Source organism: Paenibacillus pasadenensis DSM 19293 (assembly GCF_000422485.1).
Classification (GTDB): Bacteria; Bacillota; Bacilli; order Paenibacillales; family Paenibacillaceae; genus Paenibacillus_O; species Paenibacillus_O pasadenensis.
Genome location: NZ_KE383849.1, coordinates 102523 through 122688, shown reverse-complemented (window position 1 = coordinate 122688; position 20166 = coordinate 102523). Strand labels below are relative to the sequence as shown.

The 20166-nt window shown below is 65.8% G+C and carries 21 protein-coding genes; 16 read left to right on the top strand and 5 right to left on the bottom strand.

Annotated features, from left to right (window positions below):
• Positions 1-38 precede the first annotated feature (38 nt).
• Genes H582_RS0114810 through H582_RS0114795 form a run of 4 tightly spaced genes read left to right on the top strand, consistent with a single transcriptional unit; the run spans position 39 to position 2776 of the window.
• Positions 39-353 (top strand): hypothetical protein, encoded by a 315-nt coding sequence (locus tag H582_RS0114810; RefSeq protein WP_028599139.1) that lies wholly within the window; start codon positions 39-41, stop codon positions 351-353.
• 24 nt (positions 354-377) lie between these two features.
• Positions 378-659 carry a phage holin family protein gene (locus H582_RS0114805; protein ID WP_028599138.1) on the top strand — a complete coding sequence of 94 codons (282 nt, stop codon included), beginning with the start codon at positions 378-380 and terminating at the stop codon, positions 657-659.
• Positions 652-1653 (top strand): peptidoglycan recognition protein family protein, encoded by a 1002-nt coding sequence (locus H582_RS0114800; RefSeq protein ID WP_028599137.1) that lies wholly within the window; start codon positions 652-654, stop codon positions 1651-1653. Before H582_RS0114805 ends, H582_RS0114800 begins: the two co-directional genes overlap by 8 nt.
• A 40-nt stretch (positions 1654-1693) precedes the next feature.
• Complete coding sequence (locus H582_RS0114795) at positions 1694-2776, top strand: glycine-rich domain-containing protein (RefSeq protein ID WP_028599136.1); 1083 nt, start codon at positions 1694-1696, stop codon at positions 2774-2776.
• 84 nt (positions 2777-2860) lie between these two features.
• On the opposite strand, the gene H582_RS0114790 is transcribed toward H582_RS0114795, so the two are convergent.
• The 3 genes from H582_RS0114790 to H582_RS27795 form a co-directional block, all read right to left on the bottom strand.
• Positions 2861-3916 carry an HD-GYP domain-containing protein gene (locus H582_RS0114790; RefSeq protein WP_028599135.1) on the bottom strand — a complete coding sequence of 352 codons (1056 nt, stop codon included), beginning with the start codon at positions 3914-3916 and terminating at the stop codon, positions 2861-2863.
• A 96-nt stretch (positions 3917-4012) separates the two neighbouring features.
• The gene (locus H582_RS0114785; RefSeq protein ID WP_028599134.1) at positions 4013-5056 is read right to left on the bottom strand and encodes a ThiF family adenylyltransferase; all 1044 of its coding nucleotides are present in this window, start codon (positions 5054-5056) and stop codon (positions 4013-4015) included.
• Positions 5053-5862 (bottom strand): molybdenum cofactor biosynthesis protein MoaE, encoded by an 810-nt coding sequence (locus H582_RS27795; protein ID WP_084137339.1) that lies wholly within the window; start codon positions 5860-5862, stop codon positions 5053-5055. The genes H582_RS0114785 and H582_RS27795 overlap by 4 nt, the downstream gene beginning before the upstream one ends.
• 127 nt (positions 5863-5989) lie before the next feature.
• Here H582_RS27795 and moaA point away from each other — a divergent pair, with 127 nt between their 5' ends.
• The 7 genes from moaA to ytvI all read left to right on the top strand — a co-directional run bounded on the left by moaA (position 5990) and on the right by ytvI (position 14070).
• Positions 5990-6985 carry a GTP 3',8-cyclase MoaA gene (gene moaA, locus H582_RS0114775; RefSeq protein WP_028599133.1) on the top strand — a complete coding sequence of 332 codons (996 nt, stop codon included), beginning with the start codon at positions 5990-5992 and terminating at the stop codon, positions 6983-6985.
• 31 nt (positions 6986-7016) lie between these two features.
• A complete protein-coding gene (locus H582_RS0114770; protein ID WP_028599132.1) occupies positions 7017-7508 on the top strand; it encodes a hypothetical protein in 492 nt (163 codons plus the stop codon).
• A 58-nt stretch (positions 7509-7566) separates the two neighbouring features.
• Complete coding sequence (locus tag H582_RS0114765) at positions 7567-9012, top strand: bifunctional metallophosphatase/5'-nucleotidase (RefSeq protein WP_043111401.1); 1446 nt, start codon at positions 7567-7569, stop codon at positions 9010-9012.
• A 116-nt stretch (positions 9013-9128) separates the two neighbouring features.
• Positions 9129-10250, top strand: a complete 1122-nt coding sequence (locus H582_RS0114760; RefSeq protein ID WP_028599130.1) for an HD-GYP domain-containing protein — start codon at positions 9129-9131, stop codon at positions 10248-10250.
• A 151-nt stretch (positions 10251-10401) separates the two neighbouring features.
• Positions 10402-11532, top strand: coding sequence for a radical SAM/CxCxxxxC motif protein YfkAB (gene yfkAB / locus H582_RS0114755; protein WP_052333300.1), 1131 nt, complete (start codon positions 10402-10404; stop codon positions 11530-11532).
• Positions 11533-11591: 59 nt separating this feature from the next.
• The gene (locus tag H582_RS0114750; RefSeq protein WP_028599128.1) at positions 11592-12941 is read left to right on the top strand and encodes a hemolysin family protein; all 1350 of its coding nucleotides are present in this window, start codon (positions 11592-11594) and stop codon (positions 12939-12941) included.
• Between the two features lie 97 nt (positions 12942-13038).
• Positions 13039-14070, top strand: coding sequence for a sporulation integral membrane protein YtvI (gene ytvI, locus H582_RS0114745; RefSeq protein ID WP_028599127.1), 1032 nt, complete (start codon positions 13039-13041; stop codon positions 14068-14070).
• Positions 14071-14162: 92 nt separating this feature from the next.
• On the opposite strand, the gene H582_RS0114740 is transcribed toward ytvI, so the two are convergent.
• A complete protein-coding gene (locus H582_RS0114740) occupies positions 14163-14891 on the bottom strand; it encodes a YwaF family protein (protein ID WP_043111400.1) in 729 nt (242 codons plus the stop codon).
• Between the two features lie 463 nt (positions 14892-15354).
• Here H582_RS0114740 and H582_RS33360 point away from each other — a divergent pair, with 463 nt between their 5' ends.
• The 3 genes from H582_RS33360 to H582_RS0114720 all read left to right on the top strand — a co-directional run bounded on the left by H582_RS33360 (position 15355) and on the right by H582_RS0114720 (position 16650).
• Positions 15355-15570, top strand: coding sequence for a spore coat associated protein CotJA (locus tag H582_RS33360; RefSeq protein ID WP_028599125.1), 216 nt, complete (start codon positions 15355-15357; stop codon positions 15568-15570).
• A gap of 9 nt (positions 15571-15579) precedes the next feature.
• A complete protein-coding gene (locus H582_RS0114730) occupies positions 15580-15861 on the top strand; it encodes a spore coat protein CotJB (protein WP_028599124.1) in 282 nt (93 codons plus the stop codon).
• A 219-nt stretch (positions 15862-16080) separates the two neighbouring features.
• On the top strand, positions 16081-16650 hold the full coding sequence (locus H582_RS0114720; RefSeq protein WP_028599122.1) for a manganese catalase family protein: 570 nt from the start codon (positions 16081-16083) through the stop codon (positions 16648-16650).
• An 87-nt stretch (positions 16651-16737) separates the two neighbouring features.
• On the opposite strand, the gene H582_RS31990 is transcribed toward H582_RS0114720, so the two are convergent.
• Positions 16738-17088 (bottom strand): hypothetical protein, encoded by a 351-nt coding sequence (locus tag H582_RS31990; protein WP_052333299.1) that lies wholly within the window; start codon positions 17086-17088, stop codon positions 16738-16740.
• A 185-nt stretch (positions 17089-17273) separates the two neighbouring features.
• On the opposite strand from H582_RS31990, the gene H582_RS27785 reads away from it, so the two are divergent.
• On the top strand, positions 17274-19151 hold the full coding sequence (locus H582_RS27785; protein WP_052333298.1) for a PAS domain S-box protein: 1878 nt from the start codon (positions 17274-17276) through the stop codon (positions 19149-19151).
• A complete protein-coding gene (locus tag H582_RS0114705) occupies positions 19148-19840 on the top strand; it encodes an HAD family hydrolase (RefSeq protein WP_043111399.1) in 693 nt (230 codons plus the stop codon). The genes H582_RS27785 and H582_RS0114705 overlap by 4 nt, the downstream gene beginning before the upstream one ends.
• Positions 19841-20166: the final 326 nt, after the last annotated feature.

Below are 20166 nucleotides of genomic sequence, written 5' to 3'. Positions count from 1 at the left end.
CGCCGCAAAAGCCCCCCGTTCGAAAGGAGAAACCCGGCATGAGCAGACCCGAGAACCAGCTCCAGGCGATCGTATCCCAAGTGGTGAAGCTCGAGACGCTGCAGGAAGTCAATACTCGGGCTCTCGGCGAGTTGGCCTCCGGAGTCGCGCGGCTCATCGAACGCCTGGAAAAAAGCGACGAGACGGCGCGCGAGGCCGCCCAGAGGGCGCGCGCCGCGCATCACCGGATCGACGAGATCCGCGCCAGCATCGACGGCATCAAGCAGGGCCAGCGCTGGCTGATCACGACCTCGTTCACCCTTATCGGCCTGGCGGCCTCGCTGCTGGGCCTCGTCTTCAAAATACTCGAATAAAAAGCAGCCAAAGGAGGAAGCCAGATGGACTGGACCCTCATCCAATCGATGATCCGTCCCGAGCTGGCCGGCGTCGTCGCCGTCTGCTGGATCATCGGCTACGGCCTCAAGCGGACGGCCGGCATCCGGGACTGGATGATCATCTACTTTGTCACCGCGGCCGGCATCGTCTTCGCCGGCTTCACGGCCGGCTGGACCGCCGACGGCGTCATGCAGGGCATCTTTTGCGGCGCCGTCGCCGTCTACGGAAACCAGCTTGTGAAGCAGACCGCGCAGGCGCTGCGCAAGGAAGACGCCCATGATTGACCTCGGCTATCCGATCGAGCGCCGCTACATCCGCATCCGTCCGCAGACGAGGCCGGGCCTTCGGCTGACCGCCGGAAGCCCGGCTTTTTTTGTCGCGCATGATACGGGCAACCCGGGCGCGACGGCCGACGCCCATTACCGTTATTTCGACCGCCAGACGGAGCGGACCGCTTCGGCCCATGTGTTCATCGACGACACGCGGATTTTGGAGATCATCCCGACGGGCACGGGAGACGATCCGGCGGAAAAGGCGTACCATGTGCAAAGGCAGGCGCCGGAGGACAACCGCCGCTTCGGCGCAGACGCCAACGACGCCGCTCTCGGCATCGAGCTGTGCTATGGCGGCGCGATCCGCTTCGAGGCGGCCTACGACCGCTATGTCGCTTATCTGGCCTATTGCTGCGCCAAGTGGAGCAAGGTTCCTTCGACGCATATCGTGAGCCACGGCCAGCTCGATCCGACGCGCAAGCGCGACTGCGAGCAGGCGCTGGCGACTGCCGGCCGCACGCTCGGCGGCCTGATCCGCGACGTCGAGCGCAAGCTGGCGGCGGCCGTTCAAGCGGCGGAATCCTCCGCCCGCCCAGCCGAGCCTTCCGCCGCCGGCTCCAGCGGACGGAATCAAGCAGGAGCGGCCGCCGATTCGGCCAAGACGCAGCAAGACGGCGCGACTGCGGCCTCTTTGCCGGCTGCCCTTTCTGCCGCCACCTGTTCCCATCTTGTCCGCTCTTACATCCAGCCGGCGTGGCACGAGCGTATCCAGGCGGGAGACCGCGAAGGCGCCGCGCACTACGCCCGCTTGGCCGAGCGCCTGCGCCGCTGCGTGGAGGGAGAAGGGCTGCTCAAAAGCAACGCGCAGGAAATCATCGTCGGCTGGCTGTCCCCGGCTTGGTTCAAGACCCGCGCCAAGGGCGAGAACCCGGACCGCTTCCGCGCCATGGCGGACGAGCTGCGCCGCTGCGCAGCCATTCCCCCGAGCGGATCCGCGCTATGGTAAGATAAGGCTATCTTTTCTTCCTCTTCGAAAGGAGAAGCCGATGACACCAAGCTCCCTATTTCTGCTCGCTCTTGTCGCCCTGCTCGTCCTGTCCCTCGTATCGGCCCGAACGAAAACTCGCCGATCGGCGGAGCGTCCCTTGTCCTCCTCCAAAAATCCGCGTAGGGACGCGGTCGCCGCAGCCGCCCGCGAAACCGCCGGCTGGCTGGATCTCGGCGCCTTGCCGGACGCGCCGCTGCAAGCGACGGCGGCCAAGCTGGACAAAGCTTTGCCCGCCTCCTATGTCGAACAGCTCCGGCAGCGCTATTTGACGGAGCATCCCGACTGCTCGCCGGAGCGGTTCGAGCTGCTGCTGCTGGAGCTGAAGCGCTATTTCGTGCTCTGCTCGCTGCTGCGTACCGTGCCGATGTTCGGCGACGAGGTGGACGGGGTCTGGCATGAGATGCTGATGTACACCCGCGAATACGAGCGCTTCGGCAAAGAGCTGATCGGCGGACCGCTGCATCACGCGCCGGCAGCCGAAAGCGTCCCGGATCCCGGAGGTCGCGCCTGGTTCGATCTGGCCTATTCGGCGCTGTTCCGTTTCCACGCTTTCGCTCCTGTCGCCTGGGGAGCCTTTTTCCGCCATCCGCTCGATGCAAGGAGGCTGGAGCGGCTGCAGGACGCGGAGCCGCGGGAGCTGCGCTCGGAGCTGTTCCGTCCGGAAGCGGACGAGCGGCTCGTCTCCTATATGCTGGACAAGCTCCGCCGTCAGGCAGCCGACGCGCGCGAGGCTCGAAGCGCCGAACGCAGCGACTCGCCTGGCCGGATGTCCGGGAGCAGCTACGCCGATCCCGGCTACGGAGCGATGCTGGGAGGAGCGCTGCTCATGAGCTCGATGGGCGGCTCGTTCGACGAGCAGATGCAGCAGCATCTGCCGGAGGCGGAGCGCGAGCGTTCCCATAGCGGCTGCTCGGCATCGGGCTGCGCGGGCGGCGACTCGTTCGACGAACGGGGAAGCGGCAGCGGCAGCTCGGACAGCGGCGGAGATGGCTCTTCCGATGGCGGTTCCTCCAGCAGCTGCTCCTCGAGCAGCTGCAGCTCGAGCAGCTGTTCGTCCAGCAGCTGCGGGGGAGGAGACTGACGAGGGACAGCGAACGAACGGGCCGACGCCCTGCATGCAAAAGACCCCCTAGCCGCTTCATAGCGGCTAGGGGGTCTTTTCAATTTACATATAAATTTGCGTAATCTCCAGCTCTCGCTGCTCGGACAGGTCGAGGAAGTCCTCGCCGACCTGGATGAGCGGGCGGAAAAACTCGCTCGGATGCGTCATGATGAAGGTTCCGAACTGTCCGTTGTCGAGCTCGACGCTTTTGCCGATGAAGTTCGGAATCATGTGGCGGATGAACGTGTGGGTCGTATGCGGATCCAGCTCGTGGAAGCTCATGCGGTACAGCTCGCGCAGCACGTAGAGCAGGTCGCGCTTCTGCTGGTAGGAGCGGGTGGAGATCATGGCGCTGTACACGTCGGCGACGGCGACGATCTTGGCGATCGGAGAAATCTCAATGCCGTCGATGCCGTGGGGGTAGCCGGTGCCGTCCATGCGCTCATGATGCTGGAGAGCGGCGGTGGAGAGGAACGGATCGTCGTAGGTGCTGAGGATGATCTCTTCGCCGTACAGCGTGTGCCGCTTGATCTCGCGGTACTCCTCGCTCGTCAGCTTCTCCGGCTTGTTGAGGATGTCCTTGGAGATTCGGCACTTGCCGATGTCGTGCAGGAAGCCGGCTTTGCCGATGCGCGCCGCCTCTTCCTCCGGGAAGCCGAGCCAGGAAGCCAGGTAGTAGGACAGCATGCCCACCTGGACGGAATGCTGGTACGTATAGTCGTCGTCCGTATTGAGCAGCAGCAGCATCGAGACGACGTCTTTCTCCATCTGGAAGCTGGACATGAGCGGACCGAACGACCGGTCCACGTCCTCTTCCCTCACTTTGCCTTCTTCCAGCGCCTTGCGGAAAAGATCCTCGCAGCCGGAAATGGCGTTCTTGTAAAGGGGCTTGATGGACGGCAGCCAGCGCGGCGGCAGGCCGGACTCGATCGTCCGGTATCCGGCGGCGACAGGGGCTTCCATCTCGACCTCCACATAGTCGATGCTGTGCTGCGTCAGCTTGGCGATCTCGTAGGAGGTCAGCCGGGTTCCTTTGGCCATGACATTCAAGCCAAAATGGTTGAAGGCGTCGCTTAACAGCAGATCGCCTTCCTTTAGATCGGAAATATGAACCCTCATGGTGCACCTCGGCAAGGTTAGTCTTGGACGGCATCATGCCGTCTGCTACTATTGTCGGATCTGAAAGCGGGAAAATATCGTTCGTCCGACCTATTATCATCCTAGTATATCGGCATAAACGGCTTTCGCTTTAATAGGATCTTCCAAGCCTTGGATGAGCGCTCTCGAATCGGGGAAAAAGACGACCGAAATCCGCTCGTCCCGCTCGTACCGGAGCGAGTAGGGCGTCAACCGGACTTCCCCCGCCATCGCGAGCCGTTCGGCCAGCGCGGGCAGATCGAGCGGCCGGCTGCGGGCCGGCCGGATCTGCACGGTGGCGCGCCCGCACAGCGCCGCCGCCGTGTCCTCCTCGGGCTCGAGAAACGGAAACTCGCGGCGTCCGCAGCATGCGCAGTCGGAGCGTCTGGCTCCGTCCACGCCGAGCGGCATCCACGAGTTGCGCCAAAGATCCAGCTGCAGCAGGTCTCCCCGCATCTCCTCGCGCCGGCCGCAAAGCCACTTGATCGCCTCCATCGCCTGCAGCGAGCCGATCACGTCGACGAGCGGCGAGACGACGCCTGCCGTCTCGCAAGTATCCGCCAGCCCCGAGGCGGGAGGCTCGGGGAAGAGGCAGCGGTAGCACGGGCCGGCGTCCGGCACCACGCTCATCGTCATGCCTCCGGCTCCGACCGCGCCGCCGTAAATCCAGGGAATGCCGGCACGCACGGCATAATCGTTGAGGAGATAGCGGGTGTGGAAATTGTCCGTGCCGTCGAGGATCAGGTCCGCCCCGCCGAGCAGCTCGTCGGCGTTGCCGGCATGCAGGTCCGCCGCATAGGCGCGGATGGAGACGCTGCTGTTGGCGCGGCGCAGCTTCGCCGCGGCGGCCTCCGCCTTGGGCAGGCCGGCCGCGGCATCGTCCTCGTCGTACAGCAGCTGCCGCTGCAGGTTGCTGAGCTCCACGATGTCGCGGTCGATCAGCCGCAGCTCGCCGACGCCGCCGCGCGCCAGATGCGAGGCGATGACGCAGCCGAGCGCGCCGACGCCGACGACGGCGACGACGGAGCCTCCGAGCCGCTGCTGGCCGTCCGGGCCGATCGGCGCGAAGCGGGTCTGGCGGATGTAGCGGTCCGGGAGCGCCGGCCGGTTGCCTTGGCTCATTCGGACGGCTCCCGCGCGGCTCCGGCCGCAGCCGCGGCTTCTTCCGCAGGAAGCTTGTCCGAGGCTGCGGCCGGGACCGGCGGAGCCAGGTCCGAGAGCGGGTTCCACGGCCCCGTCTGATGCCCCTTCCACTCCGAGCCGTCCTCCCACACTTCCTTCTTCCAGATCGGGACGATCTGCTTGAGGCGCTCGATCGCATAGCGGCTCGCCTCGTAGGCGGCCGCCCGATGCGGCCCGGAGACGGCGATGACGACGCTCGCCTCGCCGATGCCGACGACGCCGATGCGATGATGGATCGCGCAGCGCGTGCCCGGCCAGCGCTCGTCCAGCTCGCGGCGGATCTGCTCCAGCGTGCGCAGCGCCATCGGCTCATAGGCTTCGTACTCGAGCTTGACCGTCCGCTGTCCGGCGGTCCACTCGCGCGTCGTGCCGATGAAGACGATCGCCGCCCCGTGGTCGGGATGCTCGACCAGCGAAGCGACCGCGGCCGCGTCGAGCGGCTCGGCGCAGATGCGGCAGGCGGCAGCCGCCGCCATAGGAGCGCCGCTGCCGTCGCCGCCGGATACCGGCGGCAGCAGCGCCAGCGCGTCGCCGCAGCGGACGAGCTCGCCGTCGGCGGCGTAAGCTTCGTTGCGGGCCGCGAAGCAGACGGCGATCAAGCCGGCGTGGGCGGGATAGGCCTCGCTCAGCGCGGCCTTCAGCTCGCCGACGGTCATCTCGGACCGGTCGGATGAGAGCTCGGCCTGCCGCGTCCCGAGACGCTCCGGCAAGCCGGCGAACAAAGCGATGCTCCAGCTGTAGCTCATGGTAGATAACCTCACCTGTCCCCGCGGGGTTTTGCTTCCAGCATATCATAAGTCCGCCAAAAATGATAAACTGATAGACACGAAACTGCAGGCTTCCGGCAGGAAGCCCGGCCGAGGGGGAAACGCGATGCTGAGGGACCGATTCGGAAGAATACACGACTATTTGCGCATCTCGGTGACGGACCGCTGCAACCTGCGCTGCCTCTACTGCATGCCCGAGGAAGGAATGGAGTTCGCCGACTCGTCGGAGCTGCTGAGCTACGACGACATCGTCCAGGTCGTCGAGGCCGCGGCCGGCCTCGGCTTCCGGAGGCTGCGCATCACCGGCGGCGAGCCGCTCGTGCGGCCCGGCCTGGACGGTCTGATCCGCCGGCTCAAGGCGATTCCCGGCATCGAGGAGATCTCGATGACGACGAACGGCATGCTGCTCGCGAGGCAGGCGGCCGCGCTGAAGGCGGCCGGCCTCGATCGCGTGAACATCAGCCTCGACACGCTGGATGCGGCCCGCTTCCGCTTCATCGCGCGGCGCGGCGGGCTGGAGCAGGTGCTTGCGGGCATTCGGGCGGCCGGCGAAGCCGGGCTCGGCCCGATCAAGCTGAACTGCGTGCTGCTGAAGGGCATCAACGAGGACGAGATCAAGAGCTTCCTGCGCCTGTCCGTCGAGCAGCCGCTTCATGTGCGCTTCATCGAATACATGCCGATCGGCCATGCCGACGAGCAGTGGCGCAGGACGTACCTGCCGCTGACGGCGGTCATGGACGCGGCGCGCGAGCTCGGCCTGCCGATGGCTCCGCTCGAGGAGCTCCGGGGCAACGGGCCTTCGGAAAACTGGGCGTTCGCGGGGGCGGCCGGCTCGTTCGGCCTGATCCATCCGGTCAGCGACCGTTTCTGCGCGCGCTGCAACCGGCTCCGGCTGACGGCGGACGGCAGCCTGCAGCCTTGCCTCTACTGGGTGGACGAACTGAACGTCAAGCCCGCGCTCGGCAGCCGCGAGGCGCTTGAGGCGCTGTTCCGGCGCGCCGCGGACATCAAGCCGGAGAACCATGAGATGGCGGCGAGGCTGCACGGCGAGGCGCTCAGCCATAGCCCGACGTCGCGGCGGATGTCGCAGATCGGCGGCTGAACAAGATTGCAGGGGATATGGGGGATGGAGCATGGAAAAGGAAATCGAAATCCGGCTGCAGCGTCGGGGCGTCCGTGCCGCTGCGGCCGAATCGCTCTCGCCGCGCATGATGGCGGAGCAGGCAGGCGCCGTCTTCCCGCTGTCGGAGCGGGTGCCGGACGGCAGCGGCGAGGCTTTCGGATTGATCGACTGGCATCGGGGATGGCTGGAGCAGGCGGCCGCAGCCGGCAGAGAGGACGTCGTCGCGGCGCCGACCCATGTGAAGGTCGTCGCGGATGACCGCTTCGAAGCGGTCATTTCTTGGCGCGAGGCCGCTCAGGCGGCGTTTCTGTTCGCCCGCGAAGGCGTGCCGCTGGAGCGCGAAGGGCCGCTGCGCCTCTATGTGCCGGACGGCAGCAGCAAATGCCTGAACGTCAAGCGGGTCGTCTCGCTGACGCTGCTGGAGGAGCCCGAGCTCGGCGGCGACGCTGCGTACGGCTTCAAGTCGGATTTTTCGCCGGAGGACCTTAGGAAACGCCGCTGAAGCCGCCCGCCGGCCGGCACGCAGGCGAAAAAAGGGCAGGCACGGAGGGAGCGCGCTCATGGAACGATCAACGGACAACAAACGAAGCCGGCTGCTCCTGCTGCACAGCAACGACGTGCACAGCCGCCTGGAGGAGGCGGGGCGGATCGCCGCCGCCGTCAAGGACGCGCGCCGCGATGAGGGCGAGCAGGGCGTGCTGTACGTCGACATCGGCGACCATCTCGACCGGATGCGGCAGGAGACCGAAGGCACCGGAGGCTTCGTCAACATCGCGCTGCTGAACGCGGCGGGCTGCGAGGCGGCCGTGCCGGGCAACAACGAAGGGCTGACGTTCACCCGGGACGAGCTCGAGCGCATCTACGCGGGCGCCCGCTTCCCGATCCTCTGCTGCAATCTGCTCGATGCGCGCACAGGCGAGCGGCCGGAGTGGCTGCTGCCCGGGACGGTGCTCGTCAAGAACGGGCTGCGCGTCGCGCTGATCGGCGCCACTGCGGCCTACCCGGCCTTTTACAGCCTGCTCGGCTGGACCGTCACCGATCCGCTCGAAGCGGTCCGCGAGCAGGTCGGCCGCCTGCGCGGGTCGGCGGACGCGGTCGTCGTGCTGTCGCATCTAGGCTTGCCGGCGGACCGCCGGCTGGCCGAGGAGATCGACGGCATCGACGTCATTCTCGGCGGCCATACGCATCATCTGCTGGAGGAGCCGGAGCGCGTCCGCGGCGCGCTGCTGTGCGGAGCCGGCAAGTTCGGCGAGCGGCTCGGCCTCGTCGAGCTCGGCCTCGATCCGTCAAGCGGGCGGCTCGAGGCGGCCGGCCGCCTGCTGCCGGTCGCCTCGCTGCCGATTGACGAGGAGGCGGCCGGGCTGCTGAGCGAGCACGGCGAGACGGCCCGGCGCGAGCTGTCGCGCCCGGCCGCTACGCTCGAGCGGCCGCTCGAGCTCGACCCGGCCCGCGAATCGCCGCTCGCGAACCTGCTGGCGGCCGGCGTGCGCGAGTGGACCGGAGCGGACATCGGCCTCGTCAACGCCGGGCAGCTGCTCGGCGGGCTGCCGGCCGGAGAGATCAGCGAAGGGCTGCTGCATGCGCTGTGCCCGTCGCCGGTCAATCCTTGCCGCATGCGGCTCGTCGGCCGGCGCATCCGCGAGGCCGTGGAGCAGTCGCTGCAGCCGGAGTTCTACGGCAAGGAGCTGCGCGGCTTCGGCTTCCGCGGCACGGTGCTCGGCACGCTGGCCGTGGACGGGCTCGAGATCGACTGGAGTCCGGACGCGGACGGAGGCGGCCGGATCGTGTCGATCCGCTGCGGCGGCCGCGAGCTGGAGGACGAGCGCGAGTACGACGTCGGCACGCTGGACATGTTCACCTTCGGAGCCGGGTATTTGCCGCTCAAGGAAGGGCGGGACATCCGCTATTTCTTGCCGGAATTCATCCGCCAGGTGCTTGCCGCCGAGCTCAACAAGCCGGAGGCGCTGCGGCGCTGCGGCGAGCCGAGGTTCAGGCTCGTCCGCTGATTTGTCGAATCGAAGCCGATCGGCTCGAAAAACGCTGTCGAATCTAATGTTTTTCCTCACGGATGTCGATAGTTAACAGGATAGGATTCTAATCGTACCCAGGGAGCGACCCGTCCATGATACTGATGCCCCTAAGCATGTGCCGGCCCGGGATGAGGCTGGCCAAAAAGGTTCTCTCCGGGGAGGGACTCGTCCTGCTTGGCGAAGGCTTCGAGCTGACGAGCCGGCTCATCGAGCGGCTCCAGGAATGCCAGATCAATTTCCTTTTCATCCAGGACGAGGCGACCGACGACATCCTGATCAACGAGCTGATCAGCGAGGATACGATGCGGGTCGCGATGACGGAGATCCGGGCCAGCTTCCGGCAAATGATGGATTTGCCCCAGCGCAGGCGCGGAGCGGCCTATCCTTTCGTCGGACCGCAGCTGCGCGACGTCATGAATCGGGTCATCGACGACCTGTCCGCGCATAAGGAATCCGTCGTCATGCTCATGAACATGGCGTCGGTGGACAATTATCTGTACCAGCATTCGTTCAACGTCTGCGTCTACTCGACGATGCTCGGCATCCATCACGGCTACTCGCGCGACGAGCTGACCGTGCTCGGCATGGGAGCGCTGCTGCATGACGTCGGCAAGACGATGGTGCCGGTCGAGCTGCTCAAGAAGCCCGGTCTGCTGACGCGGGAAGAATTCGAAGAGATGAAGCGCCATACGGAATACGGCTACGAGCTTCTCCGCCATGAGGCGGGCGTGCCGGCCGCCGCCGCGCTGTGCGCGCTGCAGCATCACGAGCGGCTCGACGGCAGCGGCTATCCGTTCGGCCTCAAGGGCAAGGAGATCCACGAGTTCTCCAAATGGATCGGCATGGTCGACTCGTACGACGCGATGACGACCAACCGGATCTACCGCGAGCCGATGCTGCCGCATCAGGCGGTCGAGGCGCTGTACGCCGGCACCGGCACCCAGTACGAGCAGTCGATGGTGCAGCTGTTCCGCGACAAGGTCGCCATCTATCCGGTCGGCATGACGGTCCGCCTCAAGACCGGCGAGATCGGCGTCGTCGTCGACGTGCGGCCGAGCTGCCCGCATCGGCCGGTCGTGCGCGTCCTGCGCGACGACGAGGGCGTGCGGCTGCGCGCGCCGTACGAGATCGACATGTCGCTGCAGCTTACCCGCATGATCGCCGGCGTCAACGACGAGTTGCCCGAGGCGCAGCTTGCGGGCGCGCCGTCTTGATCGTCTCGGCAGCATCAGGCAGCGGTTTCGGGGGAGCCTACGGGCTCCTTTTTTTGCGTTGGCGGCGCCCGGCGGTTTGATTCGATCGGGAAGGGGAAGTACAATAAAGGCCAAGTGTTTCATTAATAAACGATAAGGTGCTGGATCGAACATGAACCCAGAAATGACGCTTCAACCGCTGCTGACGCCGCTGTCCCCGCAAAACGACCCGTGGGACCCGCTCGGCAGCCTGGAGCGCTTCGGCCGACATGCCCTGACGAGCGTCGAATTCACGGTCACGAACCTGTGCAACATGCGCTGCGAGCATTGCGCGGTCGGCGACACGCTGACGATGCGCGAGCCGGACAAGCTGCCGCTCGAGCTGATGCTCTCGCGGCTCGACGAGGTCGAGCAGCTGCAGACGATCAGCATCACCGGCGGCGAGCCGTCCTATTCCGAGCGGACGGTGCGCGACTATATCGTGCCGCTGCTGAAGTACGCCCGCAGCCGCGGCATCCGCTCCCAGCTCAACTCCAACGTCACGCTCGACTATTCGCGCTACGAGCTGATCGCTCCTTACCTTGACGTCATGCATATCTCGTTCAACTACACGTCGGCGGACGACTTCCATGAGGTGGGCTTCGCGCGCTCGGGCCATTCGGTGCCGCGCTCGGCCGCGGTCCGGATGTACGAGCGGATGATCGACAACGCGCGCCGGCTGAGCGACGCGGGCGTGCTCGTCTCCGCCGAGTCGATGATCAACTACCGCACCTGGCGCAAGATGCCGGAGATCCACCGGCTCATCCGCGAGATGGGCTGCGAGCGCCATGAGGTGCATCCGATGTATCCGAGCGCCTGGGCCGGCGATCTGCCCGCACTGAGCAAGGAGCAGATGCGTCAGGCGGTGGAGGAGCTGCTCGACGCGCGCGACCCGCAGCTGTGGATGCTGTTCGGCACGCTGCCGTTCTACTCGTGCAGCTCCGATCCCGCCGACCGCGACCTGCTGGCGCGGCTCGGGCGCGAGCCGAACGTGACCGTGCGCAACGATCCCGACGGCCGCAACCGGCTCAACGTCAACCTGTTCACGGGCGAGGTGTTCGTGACGGACTTCAGCGACATCCCGGCGTTCGGCAACGTGCAGGACGAGCGGCTCGACGACGTGTTCGCCCGCTGGCTGGACCATCCGCTCAGCCGCAGCGTCAGCTGCCATTGTCCGGCTGCCGCCTGCTGCGGTCCGAACCTGCTCGTGAAGCAGATGTATTACGAAGAGGTCGATTTCATGAAGCAGAAGGCCGTGCTCTAGGGCGTGTTTGCAAACACGCCCTGGCCGGCGCATTCTGCCCGTAACGGAGGCCGAACGTCATGACAACCGAGTTCCATCCGGGCGATATCGCGCTGAACCTGCTCGTCGTCGTCGTGCTCGTGCTGCTGAACGGCTTTTTCGTCGCGGCGGAGTTCGCCCTCGTCAAAGTACGGACGACCAGGCTGACGCAGCTCGCCTCGGAGGGCAGCAAAAAAGCCGGCTACGCGCTGCGCATCGCCCATCGCCTCGACGCCTATCTGTCCGCGACACAGCTCGGCATCACGCTCGCCTCGCTCGGCCTCGGCTGGGTCGGCGAGCCGGCGATCTCCCATCTGATCGCCGAGCCGCTGCTGCACCGAATCGGCATCGCCGACGAGACGGTCGTCTCGACCGTGTCCATCGTCATCGGCTTTCTCGTCATCACGTTCCTGCACATCGTCATCGGCGAGCTGGCGCCGAAGTCGCTCGCGATCCAGAAGTCCGAGGGCGTGTCGCTCTGGCTGTCCGCGCCGCTGCTGTTCTTCTATGCGATCTTCAAGCCGGCGATCCTGCTGCTGAACGGGGCGGCGAACCGGCTGCTGCGGCTGATCGGCATCGAGCCGGCGAGCGAGCACGAGTCGGCCCATACCGAGGAGGAGATCCGGCTGCTCGTCAACCAAAGCGCGCAGAGCGGCATCATCGACGACAACGAGATGAAGCTTGTCGGCAATGTATTCGACTTCGCGGACCTGCTGGCGCGCGAGGTGATGCTGCCGCGGACGGACATGGACTGCCTGTTCACGACGCGCTCGCTCGAGGAGAACCGCGAGACGGTGTATCGGACCCGGCATACCCGCTATCCCGTGGCGATTGAGGAGAAGGACCAGATCATCGGCTTCGTGCACATCGCCGACCTGCTGACTGCGGACCGCGGCAGCGTGCCGGATCTGCGCAAGCTGATCCGGCCGGTGCTGAACGTGCCGGAGTCGATGGAGGTCAGCCAGGTGCTGCAGCTCATGCAGGCGCGCCACAGCCAGCTCGCCGTCGTCGTCGACGAGTACGGCGGCACGGCGGGCATGCTGACGGCCGAGCTGATCCTCGAGGAGATCGTCGGCAAGATCCATGACGAGTTCGACGAGGCGCCGCCGGCGATCACGGTCCAGGGGGAGGCGACGACCGTCGACGGCCGCATGCTGATCGACGACATCAACCGCCTGCTGCAGCTCGATCTCGAGGACGAGGAGGTCGATTCCATCGGGGGGTGGATGTTCCGCCGGCTGGGCGGCACCCCCGAGCAAGGCAAGAAAATCGGCTATCGCGAATATACATTCGAGGTAGCGGAATGCCAGCCTCTGCGCGTGCTGCGCGTCCGCATCTACCGCAATCCCGAAGCCGCTGCAGATCGGGACGAGCCGGCAGAGGAGAGCTAGCGCGGAGCGTCCGGAGAGCTTCTTTTCGGGAGCCCGGCAGCGGCCAGCCTCGCCGGAAGGGAGATCTGCGGGGACTGCAGCCCCGGGGAGAATGGCTTTGCCGATCAAAACGCTCGTTTTCATTGCCGTAGGCTTGCTGCTGCTGTACCTCAGCTTCACCGTCGGCGCGCCGTTCCTGCTCGCGCTTGTCGTCGCCATCTTTTTGGAGCCGCTCAACCGGCTGCTGATGCGCAAGGCCGGCATGAGCCGGCTCGCGGCCGCGGCCGCGAGCAGCACGCTGTTCACCGTGCTGCTGCTGGCGCTTGCCGCCGGCATCGGCTTCAAGCTGGCGGCGGAGCTGATCGCCTTTTGGAACCGCGCGCCGGCGATGGTGGCGGATGCGAACGTCTTTTTCCGAGAAAAGTTCGAGCATGCCAAGGATGTCTACATGACGATCCCGCCGGAGACGGCCGTGCAGCTGGAAAAGGTGCTAAACGGGCTCGCCAGCTCGCTGACGGGCATGGCGACCGCGCTCTCAGGCTCGGTCGTCGCCGTCGCCTCGGGCCTGCCGGGAATGTTCATCTTCACGATCGTGTTCCTCGTCGCGGTGTACATGTTCAGCTTCGGCCTCGACACGATGAGGGCGTCGTTCCTGTCGCTGTTCCACGAGGACTCCCAGCCGCAGCTCGGGCAGGTGCTCGACAACCTAAAGGACTCGATCTTCGGCTTCCTGCGCTCGCAGCTGCTGCTCAGCCTCGTGACGTACGTCCTGACGCTGATCGGCCTGGCGAGCATGGGCATCGACTACGCGATGGCGATCGCGCTGCTCGTCGTTGTCGTCGACATCCTGCCGATCCTCGGCACCGGGTCGGTGCTCGTGCCGTGGGCGGCCTACATGCTGCTGGCCGGCCACAGCGGCACCGCGTTCGGCCTCGTGCTGCTGTTTCTCGTCATCACCGTCGTGCGGCGCATCATCGAGCCCAAAATTCTCGGCGACTCCGTCGGCATCGGCGCGATCTCCGCGCTGATCAGCCTTTATGTCGGCTTCAAGCTGGTGGGCGTCATCGGCGTTTTTCTCGGCCCGCTCGTCGTCATCATCTACATGGCGGCGCGCAAGGCCGGCCTGTTCCAGCTCAAGATCCGCCTGTAGCCGCCTTCGGCGCAGGCGAAAAAGCCCGCTTTTCCCGACTGTCGGGAGAAGCGGGCTTTTTTGGCGCGTACGGCCTTCCTCAAGGGAACCGCCTAAGGCGACGGGGCGCGGGCCGGCTCCCTTCCGCGCCGTCCGCTTCGCGCGAACGGCAGGTAGAGCAGCAGGAACAGCAGTAGCGCGACGGCCTCGAGCGACAGGATGTACCACGGGTACGGGCCGAGATAGTCGAGCAGCGACGAGCTCGGCGGCTTGCGGGCGAGGAACATGTAGTTCGCTCCGGTCAGCCGGTTGACCGCGAACACGACGGCGGCGATCGCGTTGACCGCTCCCCAGGCGATGAACGGCGAGCGCAGCGTCGGGCGGAAGCCTTCGACCCAGACCATGTAGAGGGCCGCCAGGAGCAGCAGACCGTGCGCGGCAAAAAACTCGAGGAAGCGGAAATGCGGAAACGCATAGCCGAGCACGGGCGTGGCAAGCGCCTGCAGCGCGCCGCCGATCGCGGTGAAGTAGACGATCTGGAACAGCAGCCGGCTGCGCAGCAGCAGCATGATGACGGACAAATAAAGCGAGATGCTGCACAGCTCCAACGGAAGGGTGGCCTCCGGGCGGAACACGCCGTTCGAGACGTACCAGACGTTCAGCAGAATCTCGCAGGCGGCGAGCAGTCCGGCCAGCGCGTAGCGACCGGACGCGGGGCGGCGGCGGGCCAGCGGCCCGCGGAAGGCGAACAGCAGCAGGACCGCGGCGAAGATGAGTCCGAGGCTGATCAGATGGGCAGGACTGTAGGCGACGAAGCGCTCGGTAATGTCGGAATCGAACATGGCGACCTGCCTTTCGGACGGAGTTGGGAGGAGGCGCAGGGAGCGCGATCGCTTCTACTTCGCCGTCGCCCCGGCAAAGTCCTATCGGATGGCATCGCCAAAAAGTAAAAGGCAAGTTGGAAAAGCCCCGGCTCATACGCTTTAAGGAGCAGCACAGCATCCGGCCTGCAGCCGCTGCGTCGACAGAAGGAGGCTCGGCCGGGCAAGGAGGCAGGACATGAGGCTACAGGCAGCAAGAGGTATGTTCGGAGGCGGCCAGGGCGGTTATGCCGGCCAGCCCGGCGGCGGCGCGTATGGCGCCCCGGCCTATGCCGGCGGGGCCCCTGGCTTCGGCGCCCCGCAGCAGGCTTACCGCAGCGAGGCGGAGCTGGCGGCTGCGGCCGCTTACGGCCAGCCCGCATACGGCGCGGCGGCGGGCTACGGAGCGCAGGCGGGAGCAGCGGGCGAGCTGCCGCCGCCGGGCGTGCCGGGAGCCGGCTACAGGGAATGGCTTCCCTTTCGGGGAGCATGCGATCCGTGCCCGCCGATCGGCGTCAGGCGGTATGTCATTCCGCCGAATCAGTACATCCTGTACCAGCCGACGGGGTTGCCTCAATATCCGCTCGAGGAGGCGCTGCGCCTCGGCACGCTGTGGCCGGCGCTGTACAGTCCTTATGAGCCAGGCTGCGGAAGGAGCTGAACGGATTCGATGAGCGAGGAGCAGCAGAAGCAGGCATTCGACAAGGAGGCCTATCAAGCCGGACTGAAGGAGCTTCAGGTGCTGGATTTTGCGCTGGTGGAGCTGAACCTGTACTTGAACACGCATCCGGGGGACTTGCAGGCGATCCAGCAGTTCAACCAGCTGGCGCAGAAGCGGCAGGCCGTGGCGCAGCAGTTCGAGCTGCAGTTCGGACCGCTGGTCAACTTCGGCAACAGCTATTCCCGGTATCCTTGGCAATGGAACGAGACGCCGTGGCCTTGGCAGGTATGAGCATGGACGATCGGCGCGGAGCGGCGGAGCGGCCGCCCGGCCCGGCGGAGCGGCATGCGGCGCTGGCGGCGGAGCCGGGATGCAGCAGAGCCTGCTCCCGCCCGTGTCCGCGCAGGGAGGCGAGGGCCCGGGCCGAGGCGGCGGAGCGCGCGCCGCAGGCGGCCGGGCATGGACAAGAGCAACAATCGCGGATAGACGCCAGCGAGGGGGGATGAGGGCATGTGGCTGTATGAGAAGAAGCTGCAATATCCGGTAAAAGTCAGCAAATGCGACCCGATGATGGCGAAGTTCCTCGTCGAGCAGTACGGCGGCGCGGACGGCGAGCTCGCGGCGGCGCTGCGCTACCTGAACCAGCGGTATACGATTCCGGACAAGGTGATCGGCGTGCTGAACGACATCGGGACGGAGGAATTCGCGCATCTCGAGATGATCGCGACGATGATCTACAAGCTGACCAAGGACGCGACGCCGGAGCAGCTGCGCGAGGCGGGCCTCGGAACCGACTTCGTCAATCATGGCGGGGACTTGTTCTACAACAGCGCGGCCGGCGTGCCGTGGACGGCGACCTACATCGCGGCCAAAGGCGATCCGCTCGCGAATCTGTACGAGGATATCGCGGCCGAGGAAAAGGCGCGGGCGACCTATCAGTGGCTCATCGACTACACCGACGACGTCGACTTGCAGGACAGCCTGAAGTTCCTGCGCGAGCGCGAGATCGTGCATGCGATGCGCTTCCGGGAATCGGTCGAGATCATCAAGGCGGATATGGGGCAGAAGAAGATTTACTGACGGCTGCCCGACATAACAGGAAGGCACGGACATAGAAGCAGACGGAAAAAACGCCCGGAGGCAGGCTCCCGGCGTTTTTGCGCATAATCAGGGAATGATGCGGTCAAAGATGGACGGACGATGGCCGCCGCCATGGAAGCCGCCGCCGCCGTGGAAGCCGGGGCCGCCGTGAAAGCCCGGGCCGCCCGGCCCGAAGCCGGGACCGCCCGGGCCCCCAGGGCCGAAGCCAGGACCGCCGGGGCCGAAGCCGGGACCGCCCGGGCCGTGAAAGCCGGGACCGAAGCCCGGACCGAAGCCGGGACCGAAGCCGGGACCGAAGCCGCCGATCGGCAGCGGTATCGGCAGCGGCAGCACCTCCGGATAAGGAGGGTAGGGATACGGGTACGGATAAGGATAGGGATAGGGAGGATAGGCGGGCGGTACGGGAACAAAGGACATGGGATGCGCCTCCGTTGCAATGGGATGCTACAGCTTATGCGCGGGAGGGCTGGGAGGACACTCGCCTATTTGATCGCCGGCTTCCAATAGGCAGATTTTGGCTTGCTAACCGGGACTGGAGCCGCTACATTCATGTCAACGGGCAACGATTGCCGATCATGCCGCATGGACGGGGGGACAGCGCGATGGACAGAGAGCTGCGGGAAGAGATGGATCTGGCTTTGCTCTGGGACAAGGTGGAGGAAGCGGTGTACGTGCTGGATCCGGAGTGGAGGTTCATCTATGCGAATCGGATGACCGAGCATTTTGCGGGCAAGCCGCGGGAACAGCTGATCGGCACTCTGCTGTGGGATCTGTTTCCGGCGAATTGGGTCGAGCGGGCGAAGCCCGTCTTCGAGCAAGCAGCTGCGACGGGACGCTCGTCCCGCTTCGAGGAATATTCTCCCGAGTCCGACCGCTGGTACGCCGTGCAGGCGCTGCCGCTGCCCCCGGGGCTGGCCGTCGTCTTGCGCGAGATCACGGCGGAGCGCAAGAACAGCCAGCGTCTCGACCAGCGCTATGAGTCGCTGTTCCGGCAAAATCAGGACTCGGTGTTCCAGATGGATCTGGAAGGGCGCTTCGTGCTCGTCAATCCCGCGATGGCCGCGATCACCGGCTATTCGGAGAGAGAGCTGATCGGCAGCAGCTTCGAGCCGCTGCTTCATCCGGACGAGCTTCCTGAGGCGAGGGAGCACTTCCGGCTCGCCGCTGCCGGCCAGCCTCAGTATCGCGAATATCGGATCATCAACAGCCAGGGGCATGAGCTGTACGGGCAGGTGACGAAATTCCCGATTGTCGTGGACGGGCATGTGATCGGCATTTTCGGCATGGGCAGAGACGTCACGCTGCAGAAGCGGAGCGAGCTGAAGATCCGGGAAGCCGAGCGGCGGCTGCGGTCGCTGATCGCCCATCATTCGGATGCGATTCTGGAGCTGGACAACGACGGAAAAGTGAGGGAATGCAATCCTGCCGGTCTGAAGCTGCTCGGAGCGCAGCCGGAGGAGCTGGCCGGGATGCGGCTTGACGAGCTGATGAAGCTCGACGAAGAGAGGAGAGACGAGCTCACCCGGCTCTGGGATGGCGCCGATTGCCAGATGTCTCCGCTGGCGCTGCCGTTGCCGCTGCGGAGCGGAGAAACGATTTTGGCGGAGGTGGAGTTCGTGCCGATCCTGATCCATGGACAGCGGGACGGCGCGTATTTGATCCTCAAGGATCTGACGCAGAAGCTCGAGACGGAAAAGCTGCTGCTCAAATCGGAGAAGCTGCAGACGGCGGGCCAGCTCGCCGCGGCGGTCGCGCATGAGATCCGCAACCCGCTCACCTCGCTCAAAGGCTTCGTCCGGCTGCTGGAAACCTATAACGAAAGGCCGGAGAAAGCCTACATGTTCCAGATTCTGCAGGAGGAGATCAGCCGCATCGATTCGATCACGAACGAGCTGCTCATGCTGGCCAAGCCGCAGAAAAGCATCGTGAAGCAAGTGCGCTTGGACGGCATTCTGGAAGCGGTTGCAACGCTGATGAGCCCGCAGGCGCTGCTCAAGAGCATCGAGCTGAGGCTGGAGCCGCTTCCGGAGGCGGTCGTGCTCGGAGAGGAATACGGGATCAAGCAGGTGTTCGTCAACCTCGTCAAGAACGCCATCGAGGTCATGGAGCAGGGTGAGATCCGCATCGAGCTGGAGGCCGCTGCGGAGGGTTGGCATGTGCGCGTGGCCGACGAGGGCGGAGGCATGCCGGAAGAATGCCTCGACCGGCTCGGCGAGCCGTTCTATTCCACCAAGGAGAAGGGGACGGGGCTCGGGCTGATGGTGACGAAGCGCATTCTGGAAGCCCATGACGGCACGATCGAGTTCCGCAGCCGCAGGCATGTCGGCACGGTCGTGGAGGTGTATCTGCCTCGGGAAAGCCCGCTGCAGAAGCGTCGGATCGCGGAAGCGGGCGAGCTGCCGGGCGACCGGCTGCGCCTTGCCGGGGCGGACAGGCTGGGCTATAGTGGGAAAAGCGAGGAAAGGGGAGAACCGGGATGACGGAACAAGCGGCCGGAAACGTGCGGCTCGAGCGGCCGGAGGCGATCCTGTTCGACATGGACGGAACGCTGCTGCAGACGGAGACGCTGCTGATGGAGGCGCATGGGCGCATCTTCGCGGCGCTGCGCGAGGAGGGACTGTATGCGGAGCCGGAGCCGCCGGTGGAGGCTCTGCTCGGCTGCCTCGGCATGCTGCTGGAGGACATCTGGCTCAAGCTGATGCCGACCGCGTCCGAGGCGGCCCGCGAGCGCGCCAACGAGCTGCTGCTGCAGTTCGAGCTGGAGGAGCTGGCGGCCGGCAAAGGCGTGCTGTACGAAGGCGTAACCGAGACGCTCGCCGAGCTGCGCGCGAGGGGAATCCGGCTGTTCGTGGCGAGCAACGGCCTGCAGCCTTATGTCGAGGGCATCGTCCGGCACAAGCGGCTGGAGCCGCTGTTCGACGGCCTTTACACGGCCGGCGGCCGAGGCACGGCGACCAAGGCAGAGCTCGTCCGCCTGCTGCTCGCAGAGCATGGCGTCGCCCGCGCCTGGATGGTCGGCGACCGCTCCTCGGACGTCGATGCCGGCAAGCGCAACGGCTTGCCGGTCGTCGGCTGCGATTACGCCGACTTCGGCGCGTCGTCCGAGCTCGACGGGGCGGATGTCCGCATCCGCCGCTTCGGCGAGCTGCTGGAGCTGCTCGGAGAGTAGAGCGGCCGTCAGCCGGGGAGCGCGGCTGGACGTAGAGAAGCAAGGCGGGACGCCCGAGCGCGGCGCCGGCTGCGGAAAGCCCGCGGCCGGATTGCAAACGGAAAACCAGGACGAGGCCGGGAAGCAGCTTCGTCCTGGTTTTTTGATGTACGTATCTTTTCGTGTACAGCCGCTTTGCGGAGGAGCTGCGCCTTGGGGAGTCCGTAAGCCGATTTTATCGGGTTGCAGCCCGAGGAGCGAGCTCCGGGGAGTCCGCAAGCCGATTTTTTCGGGTTACGGCCCGAGAATCGCGCTCCGGAGAGTCTGCAAGCCGATTTTATCGGGTT

Excerpts from the sequence above, each read along its gene's own strand:
- H582_RS0114805 (WP_028599138.1), top strand. The coding sequence starts at position 378 with ATGGACTGGACCCTCATCCAATCGATGATCCGTCCCGAGCTGGCCGGC.
- yfkAB (WP_052333300.1), top strand. The coding sequence starts at position 10,402 with ATGAACCCAGAAATGACGCTTCAACCGCTGCTGACGCCGCTGTCCCCG.
- H582_RS0114795 (WP_028599136.1), top strand. The coding sequence starts at position 1,694 with ATGACACCAAGCTCCCTATTTCTGCTCGCTCTTGTCGCCCTGCTCGTC.
- H582_RS0114770 (WP_028599132.1), top strand. The coding sequence starts at position 7,017 with ATGGAAAAGGAAATCGAAATCCGGCTGCAGCGTCGGGGCGTCCGTGCC.
- H582_RS0114740 (WP_043111400.1), bottom strand. The coding sequence starts at position 14,891 with ATGTTCGATTCCGACATTACCGAGCGCTTCGTCGCCTACAGTCCTGCC.
- H582_RS31990 (WP_052333299.1), bottom strand. The coding sequence starts at position 17,088 with ATGTCCTTTGTTCCCGTACCGCCCGCCTATCCTCCCTATCCCTATCCT.
- H582_RS0114720 (WP_028599122.1), top strand. The coding sequence starts at position 16,081 with ATGTGGCTGTATGAGAAGAAGCTGCAATATCCGGTAAAAGTCAGCAAA.
- H582_RS0114800 (WP_028599137.1), top strand. The coding sequence starts at position 652 with ATGATTGACCTCGGCTATCCGATCGAGCGCCGCTACATCCGCATCCGT.
- H582_RS27795 (WP_084137339.1), bottom strand. The coding sequence starts at position 5,862 with ATGAGCTACAGCTGGAGCATCGCTTTGTTCGCCGGCTTGCCGGAGCGT.
- H582_RS0114760 (WP_028599130.1), top strand. The coding sequence starts at position 9,129 with ATGATACTGATGCCCCTAAGCATGTGCCGGCCCGGGATGAGGCTGGCC.
- moaA (WP_028599133.1), top strand. The coding sequence starts at position 5,990 with ATGCTGAGGGACCGATTCGGAAGAATACACGACTATTTGCGCATCTCG.
- H582_RS0114810 (WP_028599139.1), top strand. The coding sequence starts at position 39 with ATGAGCAGACCCGAGAACCAGCTCCAGGCGATCGTATCCCAAGTGGTG.
- H582_RS0114765 (WP_043111401.1), top strand. The coding sequence starts at position 7,567 with ATGGAACGATCAACGGACAACAAACGAAGCCGGCTGCTCCTGCTGCAC.
- H582_RS27785 (WP_052333298.1), top strand. The coding sequence starts at position 17,274 with ATGGACAGAGAGCTGCGGGAAGAGATGGATCTGGCTTTGCTCTGGGAC.
- H582_RS0114790 (WP_028599135.1), bottom strand. The coding sequence starts at position 3,916 with ATGAGGGTTCATATTTCCGATCTAAAGGAAGGCGATCTGCTGTTAAGC.
- H582_RS0114785 (WP_028599134.1), bottom strand. The coding sequence starts at position 5,056 with ATGAGCCAAGGCAACCGGCCGGCGCTCCCGGACCGCTACATCCGCCAG.
- H582_RS0114730 (WP_028599124.1), top strand. The coding sequence starts at position 15,580 with ATGAGCGAGGAGCAGCAGAAGCAGGCATTCGACAAGGAGGCCTATCAA.
- H582_RS0114750 (WP_028599128.1), top strand. The coding sequence starts at position 11,592 with ATGACAACCGAGTTCCATCCGGGCGATATCGCGCTGAACCTGCTCGTC.
- H582_RS0114705 (WP_043111399.1), top strand. The coding sequence starts at position 19,148 with ATGACGGAACAAGCGGCCGGAAACGTGCGGCTCGAGCGGCCGGAGGCG.